Source organism: Pseudoalteromonas sp. SA25 (assembly GCF_011378705.1).
GTDB classification, from domain to species: domain Bacteria; phylum Pseudomonadota; class Gammaproteobacteria; order Enterobacterales; family Alteromonadaceae; genus Pseudoalteromonas; species Pseudoalteromonas arctica.
The window spans coordinates 50,339-64,800 of record NZ_WTKV01000007.1 but is presented as its reverse complement, the minus strand read 5'-3'; the positions used below and the strand labels follow the sequence as shown (position 1 = coordinate 64,800).

The following is a 14,462-nucleotide window of genomic DNA, read 5'->3' as shown; positions in this document are numbered from 1 at the left end:
TATTAATAGTCGTAGGCCTGTCCGGTGCATAAAACAGATAGGTCGCAATACGATACAGACGTTTCACTACAAGAATTAATAGTAAAAGCATTTCCGCCTCTGCGCATGGCATCAGCTTTAAGTAAATCAATTGCGTTTGATTTAGAGCGGTTATAGCTTACATTATTGTTACCCATACCGTCGCCATCACAGCTTTCACCTTCTATTCGGCCTAGGAGTGTAGCGCCACTTTCGTGTGCTTCTTGGTCGCTATAAAATTGCTGTAAATCTCTTTTATTAACGTAGGTGCCAATTTCTTGAGATAAAACGCCGTTGTCTATATCTGTATGATAAGTCATGCTTGAACAACCCGTTATTGTGGCGAGCACTGTTATTGCCGTTATAAAACGTAGCATATTTATTAGTCCCTTAATTTATTATTTGAAATAGTAAATTACTAACAAAATCAAATGCGGGCAATGTTTACTACTAAGTAAATTGTTAGCATTTGTAAATGTATTTAGATTTTATTGAGCATAGGGTGAGTAAACAAAAAGAAGTGGCAAACATTAACCAACCAATGGCATAAAATAGCCCACTCTAAGCGCTGCGTTTTATAAAAAACATAGCCATACCCCAAGCCTGCAATAAATGAAACCAATACATAGTTAATTCCTCCAGCAAAATGTGCCAAAGCAAAAATACCTGCAGTAATTAAAGGGGCAAGTATTGCTAAACGGGTCGGTGTAATTATTTTGCTAAGCTTAGTTTGTAGTAAACCTCGAAATAAAGCTTCCTCGGCAACACAGGTAAATAAAAGATTAATAGCCATAAAGGCTAACCAAAAGCCAGGAACCTTAGGGTTAAAGCTTACAAGTCCAAGCATTAAAGCCGCAGTGAGCGAAGCTAAAACAGTAGTAATAATTATTAAAGTAGCTTGTTTAACGTTTAATGGGTCTGCTTTATTAGAGTCTGCTTTTAAAGTTTTTTTATTCGAATAAAAGTAAGCACAAAGAAATAACCCAGCCATAGCTTTATCAAAGTTAGCATAAAGGGTAAAAGCAATCGCATCGCTTGTAATACGCTCGTTTATAACAATAGGGAGGTTATTAAAACCAGGTACCCAATGAAGTGCTAATGCTAATGAGGAAACTATAAAAACAGTACTTAAAGTAGCGCGTATTATTGCCTGCTTTGTATTTAGCGCACAGTAGTATAAAACAACGTAAAGCCCGGTTAACAGCAGGGCATATAAATTTATATAACCTTGAAAATATGCACTTACAACACTTAAAGCTAGTAAGTAGTGCCAAAGGGGTTGCCGCATTATTGATATTTTGCAGTACGGAAAAACACATATAATTGATAGCGCTAATAAATAAAAGGTCATTGTTTTTTATTGCTCTGTTTTATTTAGCAACTAATCTAACAGATTCGACCTCTCAGTATTTTTTTTCTGGTAATATAGATAGGTTATAAGCAGTTTAAGCAGTGAACACACTATGTTAAGTCCTTTTTTTCAGCAGCATGCTGATTATGTTTCTATCTCTCGTGAGCAAGGTTGTCGATTCGCTAAATGCGTTGCTGACGATTTTAATCCACTTCATGACAAAGATGCCAAAAAGTTTTGCGCGCCAGGAGACTTACTTTTTTCATTGGTACTAGACCGCTACGGTATTAGTGAACAAATGGAATTTACTTTTGCCGGTATGGTTGATGAAAACACCAAACTTAACTTCCCTGAAGGGGCTGATGAGTTTGATGTAACCAATGGCGAAAAAGTTATTTTAAAGGTAAAGCGCAGCGGTAAAACCAGCCAATGCCCAGCACTAACTAATAGTCTTATAAAAAATTATGTTGAGTTTTCTGGTACTACTTTTCCGCATGTAATTATTCCATTAATGGGCAAGCAAGAGGTAATGATAAACCCTGCTCGCCCAATGATTATTTACGAATCAATGCTTATCAATCTTGATAATCTTGATATTACAGAACCAGAACTTGAGTTTGCAGAGCCTAGTTTTGAGTATGCCGGTAAGCGCGGAAAAATTACACTACGTTTTAACCTGTTAGAAAATGGCGTTAAAGTGGGTAGTGGTGAAAAGCATATGGTAGTTTCGGGTATACGCGAATACTGCCAAGCAACAGTTGACGATTTAATCGCGTTTTACAACGAGCGTAAAGCGACACTAAAGCCAGCTTAAAGCTACAGCAAATTATAAAAGGCGCTAAATACAGCTGTTATTTAGCGCCTTTTTTATTGTTTTTAGCGCTAAAGTGAAAGTGAGCAACCACGATTAAATACTTTTCTGGACTGGTTAATTTACGCAGTACAGTAATATGCGTACAATAGCGCTCTTTGTTATTTTAAAGCTAAGCCTATGTCTGCCACTACGTTCTCATCACTTAATCTCGACCCGTTATTATTAACAGCGATTGAGCAAAATAATTACACTCAACCTACCGCAATTCAGATTAAAACTATTCCGCCTATTTTAGCCGGAAGTGATGTAATGGGCAGCGCGCAAACAGGTACGGGTAAAACCGCCGCCTTTGTTTTACCTTTATTACATAAGCTTTTAAATACCCCTAAAAAAGATGAGCAAGGCCTTGCCCGCGTTGTAATTTTAACGCCAACCCGTGAGCTTGCTCAGCAAGTATTTGCAAGCTTTGAAAAGTACGCACAAGGCACTAATATCAATGGCGCTTTAGCCTATGGTGGCGCAAGTATTAGCCCTCAAATAAAAGCACTTAAAACAGCGCAAGTTATAGTGGCAACACCTGGGCGTTTGCTTGATCATATAGTTAAAGGCAGTGTGGTACTTTCAAGCGTAGACTCCTTAGTGTTTGACGAAGCTGACCGCATGCTTGATATGGGCTTTATTGATGAAATTAGACGTATATTGCGACATATCCCGGGCGATCGCCAAACTTTACTATTTTCAGCTACGTTTGATGACAGCGTGTTTGAACTCAGTAAAAAGTTACTTAAAAACCCAGAACTAATTGAAGTTGATAAACGTAACTCAGCCGCGGTTGAAGTAGAGCAAGTTATTTACGCTGTAGATGAGGATCGTAAGCGCGAACTTGTATCGCACATGATTGGCATGAAAAACTGGCGCCAAGTGCTTATTTTTACTCGCACAAAACAAATGGCTGATCAGCTTGCTAAAGAAATGTGTAAAGATGGTTTAAAAACCGAATCAATCCATGGCGACAAATCGCAAGGCGCACGCGACCGTGCATTGCAAAACTTTAAAGAAGGTATTACACGCGTACTTGTTGCAACCGATGTAGCTGCGCGTGGTTTAGATATTTCTACACTTAGATACGTAATTAACTTTGAACTACCGTACATTGCCGAGGATTACGTGCATCGTATTGGCCGTACAGGTCGTGCTGGTGAACAAGGACTTGCTATGTCGCTGGTAAGTCTTGATGAGCAATGGCTGCTAGAAGAAATTGAAGTACTACTCGATACGCGTTTAACGCCGCAGTGGTTAGAAGGTTACGAGCCAGATCCTAATAAAAAGCCAAAAGATAATCGTAAAAATACTAACAAGTCGCGAAAAGATCGCGATAAAAAACGCATCACTGGTAAAAGAGAGCCAAGCAGACGTCGTAAATAATAGCTTTTACTTTGCTTTTTTGCCTATACTGGAGCTACTAAATAGCCGAGGTAAAGCAATGTTTGAAATTGATCAATGGGCATTTTCTGGTATTGATGGCCAAATATCTTTGCATAAATGGCAAAAAACAATCGACCTTATAACGGGGCTTTTTTCAGCCCCGTCTGGTTATATAGTTCAGGCAACAAGCAAAGGCTATCGCGTTGTTATTAGAAGTAACGAAGGTGGCTCTAACTTTGAGACCAATCCTATACTTCCTCCTCAAACACCTCTGTTTTGTCGCCACGTAGCTGAAACTAACAATACATTATATGTTAATGATGCAAGTAATAACGATACATGGAATACCCTACCAGAAGTAGTTGAAGACGGTGTTGAATCCTACCTAGGTTTACCTATTCATTGGCCTGAAGGCGAAGTGTTTGGCACGTTATGTTTAAAAGACACTAAAATAACAAGCTATACCGATGAATATTTTGAACTCATAGAACAACTACGCGATTTGATTGAAGACGACCTAGCGCTTGTGTATAGCTATGAGCAAATGCGCGAAATAGCCATGTTAGACTCATTAACGAATATTTATAACCGCCGAGCACTTAACTTATTAGCCCAGCAAAAACTTAACTTAGCGCTACGTTTAGGCTTTGACGTATGCTGTTTGTTTATTGATATAAACGACTTTAAAAAATTAAACGACACCTTTGGTCATGAGGTGGGCGACAAAGCCTTAATTATATTGGCAGATACGCTAAAAACGCATTTAAGAGATGCTGATATAGTAGGACGCTTAGGTGGCGATGAGTTTGTTGCAGTAATGCAAGTAAGCGATAAGAGTAAAATTAACTACATTATGGATAAAATATCCTCTGAGTATTCAAAAGCTTTACTCAAAGAAGACGTTTGCGATTTATCGCTTAGTATTGGTTATAGTTTTACTAATAAACAAAAGCAGCCCTTTGAAGCGCTATTAAATGATGCAGACCACGCAATGTATAAAAATAAACAAGCGTATAAGCTCGCTAAAAAAGCACAATAATAAAAGGAGGTTCGTCATGACTCATGCCACACAAACTTGGTTGGTTTCTTCTGCGATGGGTTTTATTTTTTCCTTAGCAATAATAAGCTTATTTGAAACGTCCCTAGCATTAGATTTATATCTAATGAGGGAATTATTTTTGGTGTTATGTGCTCCTCTATGGGGTTTGCCTTAAAAAGGCTTGAGAGTAATAACCAAAAACACCTTCAATAAATAGCTTAAGCTGCAAATCTTTACTTGTATTTATTAATTAATTTTTCAAAGAACGGACATAAAAAAGCAAGCCATGAGGCTTGCCAAGAAGGGTGTTAATTAGCTCTTACCTAGCTTTTAAGCTATTAGCTTTTCCGCAAGGTTTAATTCCATAATGGCTTTTAATAAACGGTATAAGTTAATTGACGCGTCAATTTCTTCTTTACGGTTTGTTAAGCTTTCAATATTTAGGCCCAGCGGTACATCTAAATGCGCACAGCTTTTAAGTATTAAGTCGAGGTTTTCGCGGCAAATACGGACTGATTCGCTTAATGTATTGTCTGCATCAAGCATGCGCCATTTAGTTGCCTCTGGCACTGAGATACCCAACCATTGCATAAAGTCTAAGGTTTTTTCGCCGCCGCACGGGGTAAACGTTAATATAATACGTTGAGGTGTAATCCCTTGTGCTTTACATGTACGTGCGTAGCTAGTAATTAGCTCTATAGTAGCTTGTGCGTCGTAAACAGCTTGCGATATAAAAAACTGACAACCTTGTGCTGTTTTTTCTATTAATCGTTCGTGCTCATTTCGTTTACTTGAATGGCGCTCGGCAATCGTAACGCCACCTAAAAAGAAATCATCTGATTGCTCAGCCATTGCTTTATAAGCATCTGGCAGGCTTAGCTTTATATCGCCTATTGATGACGGGCTACCTACTAATACAACATTTTGTAAATCGTAGTCGTTTTTAGTCTCACTTAGCCAATCTTTAAATTCGCCTACGCCACGCTGCGCAACACTTTTATAAGTAATCACATCTTGTGCAGATAAATTACGAAGTAAATGGCTGTATTCACGCGGATCAACGGTTTGTTTAAACGCAAATGGGCGGTCTTGATTAGTGCGGCTGCTTTCGTCTTGAATGTCGTAAATTATCACGCCGTCGTATTCAATTTCGTGTAAGCGACCTAATAGCTTTTCTGCAATGGTTTTTAATTGCGCTTTATCGGTGCCAATTTTAGGCGGGGTAGTACCAATAAGATAAACACCTTGGTTGGTGTCCACTATCTTCTCTTTTAGTGATAAAGCCATAATCCTCATTCCAGCTAAGTTTGTTTTGATGGATTTAATATAGCAGCCATTTAGACGTCTAGATAGATTTATTTAGTGAAAGTTTTTCAACTAACATGATGTTTATTCATAGTGCTTGTTCCCATAATTTATAATTGACACAGTTGTTTACATAATAAATTCCCTTGGGGCTCTTATATTTATTGGCTTTGGGGCATAATTAGAGAGTTAAATCTGACAACAAATTTGCTCAATTTAAAAAGGGACAACAATGAAATTTAAATTATTAGCAACCAGCTTAGCGGTATCGCTGGCATTAACGGGTTGCGCAATGCAACAAAATCAAAGCACGCAAACAACAGCACAACAAGAACAAGTAAATAAAGCTGATGATCGTGTTTTTTCACAAGATTATGTCATTGAAGAGCTAGAAAACGGCCTACGTGTCATGGTTGTTAAAACTGATTACCCTGACGTAGTGTCGCTGCAAATTCCGGTATCGGTTGGATCGCGTAACGAAGTTGAAGAGGGTAAAACAGGCTTTGCTCACTTTTTTGAACACATGATGTTTAAAGGCTCACAAAAATACCCTGAAGATGTGTATTCAGACATATTAAAAAATTCAGGTGTCGATAACCGCGCATATACAACAAACGATTATACAAACTACCATTTAAACTTTTCAAAGCAGCATCTTGATAAAGTACTTGAGCTTGAAGCTGATATTTTTCAAAATTTAACCTACACCGAAGAGCAATTTAGAACAGAAGCACAAACGGTAAAAGGTGAGTACTTAAAAAACAACGCGAGTCCAATTCGTAAATTATTAAGCGCTGTACGCGAAGAAGCGTTTGATAAGCACACGTATAAACACACCACTATGGGCTTTTTTAAAGACATAGAAGCCATGCCAGATCAAATGGCGTACGGGAAAGAGTTTTTTGCTAAATTTTATAAACCTGAGTATGTGTCACTTGTTATTGTGGGCGATGTAGATCCACAAGCAACAATGGCAATGGTTAAAAAGCATTGGGGCAGCTGGAAAAAGGGTAACTATGTTGCTGACATTAAAGCAGAACCTGTTCAACAAGCACCAAAATATTTGCACCAGCAAGATGAAGCGCTACCAGGGCATTGGTTACTTGTATCGTACAAAGGCGCTGCGTGGGAGCCTGCTAAAAAAGACAGAGCGGCACTTGATTTAATCTCACAGCTTTATTTTTCAAATAATTCAGATTTATATCAAGAGCTAGTGGTCGACAAACAAATTGCCAGCCAAATGTTTACCTATAACCCAGAGACTAAAGATCCGGGTTTATTACACGTATTTGTTAAAGTAGAAAACGCAGACGATTTAGCCACTGCGCGCGATGCCATTAACCGCACTTATGCAAAAGCACGCACTGAGCTTGTTGATGAGCAAAAGTTGAGTGATTTAAAATCGAACCTTAAATACAGCTTTATTAATGGCTTGGATTCATCGCAAGCGATTGCATCAACTCTTGCCAGCTACATGCATTTTGAGCGCGATCCTGAGGTTATAAACCAGCTGTATAAATCGGCAGATAACATTACCAGCGCAGATATTAAAGCCGTTGCTAATAAATACTTTACCGATAACGCACGTACCACATTAACGATGTCGGCACTTGATAAAGCCCCAGGTTTTGAGCAAGAAGTTGATTTAAATGCGCTTACTGCAAAGCTTGAACAAGCACCTGCGGCACCTGTATTTAAAGTACTTGATAAAACGAATAGCTCGCCATTAATTGATGTTAACTTTTTATTCAATACCGGTGCGGCTGCCGACCCACAAGGCAAAAAAGGTGTTGCTGCGTTAACTGCGGCTATGCTTGCACAAGGTGGCTCAGAGGCGACAAGCTATAAAGATATTCAAAAAGCACTTTATCCGCTTGCGGGTAGCTTTGGTTATCAAATAGATAAAGAAATGCTGTCGTTCCAAGGACGTATTCATAAAGATAATGCGGCGCAGTGGTATTCACTTGTGAGCGATCAATTACTAAATCCAGGTTTTAGAGACGATGACTTTAAACGCCTTAAAAAAGAAATGATCGATGGTATTAAGTCAGGCTTAAAAGCATCTAACGATGAAGAGCTAGGCAAAGAGGTGCTATACAGTGCGCTTTACAAAAATCACCCTTACGAAAGCTACAACTACGGTGATATTTCGGATTTAGAAGCGTTGACGCTAGATGATGTTAAAGCGTTTTATCACAGCGAGCTTACGCAATCTAAACTCACGGTTGGTTTAATTGGGGCTGTACCTGCAAAGCTTAAAGCTAAAATGATGAGCGATTTTGCAACGCTACCAAAAGGTGAGCAAAGCCGTTTAAGTATTCCTGATGCACCAGCGCTTAAAGGTCATCATGCAACAATTGTAGAAAAATCGGCGCAATCGACTGCGGTATCGTTTGGTTTTCCTATTGATACAATAAGAAGTAGCGAAGACTGGACAGCCCTTTGGCTTGTGCGTTCGTACTTTGGTGAGCACCGTAGTTCTAACAGCTTTTTATATGAGCGCATTCGTGAAACTCGCGGCATGAACTACGGCGATTACGCATACATTGAATACTTTCCACGTGGTATGTTTCAAACCAAGCCTGATGCAAACCTAGGGCGCTCTGAGCAAATATTTCAAGTGTGGTTACGCCCACTTCGCTCTAATAACGATGCGCACTTTGCAACACGTACCGCCTTGTTTGAGCTAGATAAGCTAATTAAAAATGGTATGAGCGAAGATGACTTCGAAGCTACGCGTAACTTTTTAATTAACTTTGTGCCGCAAATGGTTGCAAGTCAAAACCGCCAATTAGGTTACGCACTTGATAGCGAATTTTACAACACAGATAGCTTTGTAAGTTACGTAACTAATAAACTTAAAACGCTAAGCGTTGCCGATGTAAACCGCGTTATTAAAGAAAACTTACAAACAGACAATGTTCAATATGTGTTTATAACCGCAGACGGCGCTGATATGCAGAAACGTTTAGCGTCTGAGCGAACATCACCAATGGTTTATAACACTAATAAACCTGCTGAGTTGGTTGCTGAGGATAAAGTGATTGCCGATTATAAATTAGCAATTCCTGCAAAAAATATTGAAGTGGTAAAAGTTGAAAAAGTATTTCAATAATTTAAGTGGTTTTTAATGGTTGGAAAGTGCCCTAACTTATGGGGCACTTTATATCTTTAAGGACTCTGTAGTAGGGTCCTTTAATTAATGAAACGCGCATCATATATTTTGATGGCAATACCAATAATCATAATTATTAAACTAATGAGAAGTAATATATTTATTCCACGCCTTTCTTTATTTTTTAATTCAGAGTCATCACTCATTTTGAATTCCTCATTTCTATTTGTTTATGTAAAAAATCAATAAAACTAAATATAGCTTAGCTCGGTATAATGAACAAACTTAGCTTAAATCCTAATTAATTTAGCGTTTTTTTTACGCCGTCAGCTGTACGTCAGTCCGTATTTTTTCATATGACAGGTGAGCTTTCGTATGTTGCTAGCTTTTGATTTTTATTAATTTACTATATTTTAAGTATGTATTGGTAATTTTAGCTACTGTCGTATAACTTAATCTAAAAAATGGGTACGTATTTGAAATGTCATTTCTGGGTGCTAGGGCGTGTTGAACTCTGTGGATTGAAATTTGTTCAATCTAGGGTCGATTTAATCGCGGCGCGAGGTTTGTAACCTAGTGGGCTCGATAACTGCTCCTGCGTTATTCTACTGACTTACATCCCTGTAAGAATAAGTAAAAACCGAACAAAGCTTCCGCGTCCTGCTCACGCCTCTTATCTACATCCGTGTAGGCAACAAAGAGTTAATCGTCCCTAGTTATATCTAATAACCAGAACAAATAACTAAGGGATTAACACCTTAGGCTTTAAATCCGTTAGACTTGGGAAAAGGCTATTTTATATCAACTTAAGGCAGTGCAGTATTATGCGTCATGCAATTTGGCAACAGCTTCGCGACGAAGCTAACGATGTAGTAACACGTGAACCATTATTAGCAAGTCATGTTTATTCATGCATTTTGAATCATGATTGTTTAGGTTCGGCATTGAGCTTTATTGTTGCTAATAAGTTGGCTGATGCGGTGGTATCGGCATTCACTATCCGAGAGCTGTTTGACCAAGCATTTGTAAAATGTGACCGTATGCTATCTTTTGTTGCTGAGGATATTAAAGCGGTAAAAGACCGCGACCCTGCATCAGAAACCTATCTTACGGTTATATTAAATCTAAAAGGTTTTCATGCTATTCAGGCGCACCGTTTGGCTAATTGCTTGTGGCAACAAAACCGCAAAGAGCTAGCGCGCTTTATTCAAAGCCGTAACTCTGAAGTGTTTGGGGTCGATATTCACCCAGCATGTAAAGTGGGTAAAGGCATTATGTTTGACCACGCAACCGGTATTGTTATTGGTGAAACAGCAGTAATTGAAGATAACGTATCAATTTTGCAATCTGTAACGCTTGGCGGTACAGGCAATGAGCAGGGCGATCGTCATCCTAAAATTAGAGCAGGCGTGTTAATTGGCGCCGGCGCTAAAGTACTTGGTAATATTGAAGTAGGTGAGGGCGCACGAATTGGTGCGGGCTCAGTTGTACTTAGCAATGTTCCACCACACACAACCGCTGTTGGCGTACCCGCTAAAATTATTGGTCGACCGGATTGTGAGTGTCCGGCGCAAAGTATGAACCAAAACTTTTTAGCAAATCCTGAGCCTGAAAACGAATCGCACACGAGTGCAATGCTATAAGTAATTAAAAATCATAAAACTTAAAAGGAATTAACATGAACAAGAATAGTTTATTGGCTCTAGGGATTGGGTTTATTGCGGGTGTAGGTTTAACTTGGGGCTACTTTAATGCAGCTTCAAGTCATCCAGAATCTGTTAAGTCGCAGCCAAGTTATGAAAAACAGCAAAAGCTTCATACTGAACAACAAAGTAATGAGGTATTAAGTAATGCAGACTCTGCAGTACCTGAGCAAGTCGCTAGTATAGAGCCCGCTGAAGATACGCCTCCAACCTATTCAGAAACCCAAATGCTTGATGAACTACCTTTAGAAGAGCAAGTAACTCAGCTTAAGCAGCAACTCGCTGAGCAGAAAGCGACAGTTAAAAGCATTTTAAAGCAAATGAGAGGTCCTTCAGATTTTGAGAAGATCTTACGTGATAAATTTGAAAAGCAAACGCGTGACGAAGAATGGGCTTATCGTACTGAAATGGCATTACAAGATTTTTTATTAACAGCTGATTTAGCGATTATACCTGATGTTGTTAGCGCAAAATGTAAAACGACGATATGTGAATTTGAACTTGCGGCACCCGCTGATAACGACACATTTGATAATTCTCAATGGCGAGAGCTAAACGACAAGTTGATGAAGCAAGAGTTTTGGCAACAATTTAAAAGCACTACCTCCACATCAAGCGATAGCGAGCTTAAATTGTTGCTAAGTACAGAGTTTTAAGTAATACCAACTTTATGTAATAGGTATAACCTGTGATTCTATAGAGCCATCAACGAGCTCTGTAATCAAAACATCGCCTGTTTTAATTTGCCCCACAGATTTAACCACTTTGCCTTGTTGTGTTTTAGTGATGCTATAACCGCGCGCTAAAACATTAAGCGGACTTACTGAATCTAACCTGCTAGCCTGCAGTGCTAAGCTATTATTCGCTTGCTGTAACTGATGCTGTATAGCTTGGTTTAGCCTAGCTTGTAATTGCGAAAGTTGATGGCTTGCTGTAGCGAGTTTTTTATCGGGTGATTGGCGCATTAAACGCGGCGTTAAGTTATTGAGTGTGCGTTCTTGCTGGTATAAACGATTACGCATCGCCTGCTGCAGCGCAATGCTTAGCTCATCCAAACGTTGTGATTTTTGATTAAGCTGATTACGCGGATGACATAAATTAAGGCGGTGTTGTAACTGCGTTGCTAGTGCGCGTTTATCGGCAAGACCGTGCTTAAACGCGTTAGATAAACGATTAACTAATTGCGTTACTTTGTTGTGTAACTCTTGCGTATTTGGGCTTACAAGCTCAGCTGCGGCTGATGGAGTCGCTGCACGAACATCAGCAACGTAATCGCTAATAGTGGTATCTATTTCGTGGCCTACCGCACTTACTATCGGTAATTCACTTTTGAAAATAGCGCGGGCGAGCTGTTCGTGATTAAAACACCATAAATCTTCAAGTGATCCGCCGCCTCGCCCTAAAATAAGTACGTCTACTTCATCACGTGTGTTGGCTAATTCAATTTGGTTAATTAAATGCACGTGCGCTTCTTTGCCTTGTACCATAGCAGGGTAAATGATGACTTCTAGCTGCGGTGCACGGCGTTTGAGTACCGTTAAAATATCTTTTATAGCAGCGCCGGTTGCTGAGGTAATAACACCAATGCGATTAATATTTTGGGGTAATGGCTGTTTGTGAGCAGAGCTAAATAATCCTTCGGCGGCTAAACGCATTTTAAGCGCATCAAATTCTTGTTTTAGCTGACCTTCGCCTGCGGGTTCCATATGCTCAACAATAAGCTGGTAGTCACCGCGAGGTTCATAAAGCGATACACGCGCTTTTACTGTAACTTGTGCGCCATTTACAGGGCGGTAGCTTTGGTTGCGATTATTGCCTCGCCACATTGCGGCTTTAATTTGTGCTTTATCGTCTTTTAACGAAAAGTACCAATGTCCAGATGCAGGGGTAATAAAGTTAGAAATTTCGCCCGTGAGCACTAAAGATGCAAAACCTTGCTCAAGGATTGTGCGAATTTCTCTATTAAGGCGTGAAACGGTGTAAACCGCCTGCGAAGGCTTCGAAAACATAAAAAACAACCTAAAACTATTTATTGCACTACTTTATCATAAATATTTGCGAAATATTATTTACTCATGCCAACAACGCTGTTAAAATTTGGCCGCAATTCCTTATCTTAGATCCACATGTGAGAAGTTGCCAAAATGCTTAGAATCGCTAAAGAAGCTCTTACCTTTGATGACGTACTTTTAGTACCTGGTCATTCTACTGTTTTGCCACACACGGCAAATATTTCAACTCGCTTAACGCGTGGTATCAAACTTAACTTGCCGCTTATTTCAGCATCTATGGATACTGTTACAGAAGCTCGTTTAGCTATTGCCCTTGCGCAAGAAGGTGGTCTTGGTTTTATTCATAAAAACATGACTATTGAAGAACAAGCGAAAAACGTACGTAAAGTTAAAACCTACGAAGCAGGTATTGTTTCATACCCTGTAACGGTGACTGCCGATTTAACAATTGCAGATGCAATTGAGCTTTCGCACGAAAAAGGTTTTTCAGGTTTTCCGGTTACCGATAGCAATAATGTGCTTGTAGGCATTGTTACTAGTCGTGATATGCGTTTTGAAACTAAGCTTGAACAGCCTGTTTCTACCGTTATGACTAAAAAAGAAAAGCTTGTTACCGTTAAAGAAGGCGCAGCACGCGAAGAAATTTTAGGCTTAATGCACGAACACCGCATTGAAAAAATCCTTGTTGTTGATGATGAATTTAAACTTAAAGGCATGATCACAGTAAAAGATTACCAAAAAGCCCAAGACAAACCTGACGCATGTAAAGACGACCAAGGTCGTTTACGTGTAGGTGCTGCTGTAAGTGTTGGTGCAGGTACTGATGAGCGTATTGCTGCATTAGTAGAAGCGGGTATTGATGTTTTACTTATCGATACATCGCATGGTCACTCTCAAGGTGTTATTGACCGTGTTACTAAAACGCGTAAAGAGTACCCAGACTTACAAATTATTGCAGGCAACATAGCAACAGCTGAAGGTGCGATTGCACTTGCTGATGCGGGAGCGGATGCAGTTAAAGTAGGTATCGGCCCAGGTTCTATTTGTACTACACGTATTGTTACCGGTTGTGGCGTTCCACAAATTACCGCTATTTCAGATGCTGTTGAAGGCTTAAAAGGTCGCGACATTCCTGTTATTGCTGATGGTGGTATTCGTTTTTCTGGTGATATTGTTAAAGCACTTGTTGCTGGTGCATCGTGTGTAATGGTGGGCTCACTTCTTGCTGGTACTGAAGAAGCACCAGGTGAAGTTGAATTATACCAAGGCCGTTATTACAAATCTTACCGTGGTATGGGCTCATTGGGCGCGATGGATCAAAAAGAAGGTTCATCAGATCGTTACTTCCAAAAATCAAACGAAGCAGACAAGTTAGTACCTGAAGGTATTGAAGGTCGCGTAGCTTACAAAGGTCCTATTGCAACGATTATTCATCAGCAAGTGGGTGGCCTGCGAAGTGCTATGGGCTTAACGGGTTGTGCAACAATTGAAGAGCTAAATACAAAACCACAATTTGTACGTGTTACTTCAGCTGGTATGGGTGAGTCGCACGTTCATGATGTGCAAATCACTAAAGAAGCACCAAATTACCGCTTAGGTTAAGCAGCGTAATTAATTTAATATACTGGGCTTGCTTTGCAAGCCCTCTTTTTAGTCGTTTACATTAACAAACGGCATTTA

General features: G+C 39.5%; 12 protein-coding genes. 7 read left to right on the top strand and 5 right to left on the bottom strand.

What is annotated here, in order from left to right; all coding sequences use genetic code 11:
- Positions 1 to 2: 2 nt before the first annotated feature.
- Both GQR45_RS07565 and GQR45_RS07560 read right to left on the bottom strand, forming a co-directional pair.
- Positions 3 to 395 carry a hypothetical protein gene (locus GQR45_RS07565; protein WP_024593283.1) on the bottom strand — a complete coding sequence of 131 codons (393 nt, stop codon included), beginning with the start codon at positions 393 to 395 and terminating at the stop codon, positions 3 to 5.
- 104 nt (positions 396 to 499) lie between these two features.
- Positions 500 to 1,369, bottom strand: a complete 870-nt coding sequence (locus tag GQR45_RS07560; protein ID WP_165725584.1) for a CPBP family intramembrane glutamic endopeptidase — start codon at positions 1,367 to 1,369, stop codon at positions 500 to 502.
- 112 nt (positions 1,370 to 1,481) lie between these two features.
- Between GQR45_RS07560 and GQR45_RS07555 the strand changes: the two genes are divergently transcribed.
- The 3 genes from GQR45_RS07555 (at position 1,482) to GQR45_RS07545 (ending at position 4,647) form a co-directional block, all read left to right on the top strand.
- Complete coding sequence (locus tag GQR45_RS07555; RefSeq protein WP_165725583.1) at positions 1,482 to 2,183, top strand: DUF3581 domain-containing protein; 702 nt, start codon at positions 1,482 to 1,484, stop codon at positions 2,181 to 2,183.
- A 177-nt stretch (positions 2,184 to 2,360) separates the two neighbouring features.
- Positions 2,361 to 3,608, top strand: a complete 1,248-nt coding sequence (locus GQR45_RS07550) for a DEAD/DEAH box helicase (RefSeq protein ID WP_165725582.1) — start codon at positions 2,361 to 2,363, stop codon at positions 3,606 to 3,608.
- 58 nt (positions 3,609 to 3,666) lie between these two features.
- Entirely contained in the window at positions 3,667 to 4,647 is a 981-nt protein-coding gene (locus tag GQR45_RS07545) for a sensor domain-containing diguanylate cyclase (RefSeq protein WP_165725581.1), read from the top strand.
- Positions 4,648 to 4,977: 330 nt separating this feature from the next.
- On the opposite strand, the gene GQR45_RS07540 is transcribed toward GQR45_RS07545, so the two are convergent.
- A complete protein-coding gene (locus GQR45_RS07540) occupies positions 4,978 to 5,934 on the bottom strand; it encodes a methylenetetrahydrofolate reductase (RefSeq protein WP_024593278.1) in 957 nt (318 codons plus the stop codon).
- Positions 5,935 to 6,184: 250 nt separating this feature from the next.
- Between GQR45_RS07540 and GQR45_RS07535 the strand changes: the two genes are divergently transcribed.
- A complete protein-coding gene (locus GQR45_RS07535; protein ID WP_165725580.1) occupies positions 6,185 to 9,067 on the top strand; it encodes a pitrilysin family protein in 2,883 nt (960 codons plus the stop codon).
- Between the two features lie 80 nt (positions 9,068 to 9,147).
- On the opposite strand, the gene GQR45_RS21500 is transcribed toward GQR45_RS07535, so the two are convergent.
- Complete coding sequence (locus GQR45_RS21500) at positions 9,148 to 9,273, bottom strand: hypothetical protein (protein ID WP_277344601.1); 126 nt, start codon at positions 9,271 to 9,273, stop codon at positions 9,148 to 9,150.
- Positions 9,274 to 9,891: 618 nt separating this feature from the next.
- On the opposite strand from GQR45_RS21500, the gene cysE reads away from it, so the two are divergent.
- Positions 9,892 to 10,710: a serine O-acetyltransferase gene (gene cysE, locus GQR45_RS07530; RefSeq protein ID WP_007581613.1), complete on the top strand. Its 819-nt coding sequence runs from the start codon at positions 9,892 to 9,894 to the stop codon at positions 10,708 to 10,710.
- Between the two features lie 35 nt (positions 10,711 to 10,745).
- Positions 10,746 to 11,426: a hypothetical protein gene (locus GQR45_RS07525; RefSeq protein WP_007581614.1), complete on the top strand. Its 681-nt coding sequence runs from the start codon at positions 10,746 to 10,748 to the stop codon at positions 11,424 to 11,426.
- A gap of 12 nt (positions 11,427 to 11,438) precedes the next feature.
- Here GQR45_RS07525 and xseA read toward each other — a convergent pair whose 3' ends face one another.
- Positions 11,439 to 12,779, bottom strand: coding sequence for an exodeoxyribonuclease VII large subunit (xseA, locus tag GQR45_RS07520; protein WP_165725579.1), 1,341 nt, complete (start codon positions 12,777 to 12,779; stop codon positions 11,439 to 11,441).
- Between the two features lie 135 nt (positions 12,780 to 12,914).
- Between xseA and guaB the strand changes: the two genes are divergently transcribed.
- On the top strand, positions 12,915 to 14,384 hold the full coding sequence (gene guaB / locus GQR45_RS07515) for an IMP dehydrogenase (protein ID WP_002958783.1): 1,470 nt from the start codon (positions 12,915 to 12,917) through the stop codon (positions 14,382 to 14,384).
- Positions 14,385 to 14,462: the final 78 nt, after the last annotated feature.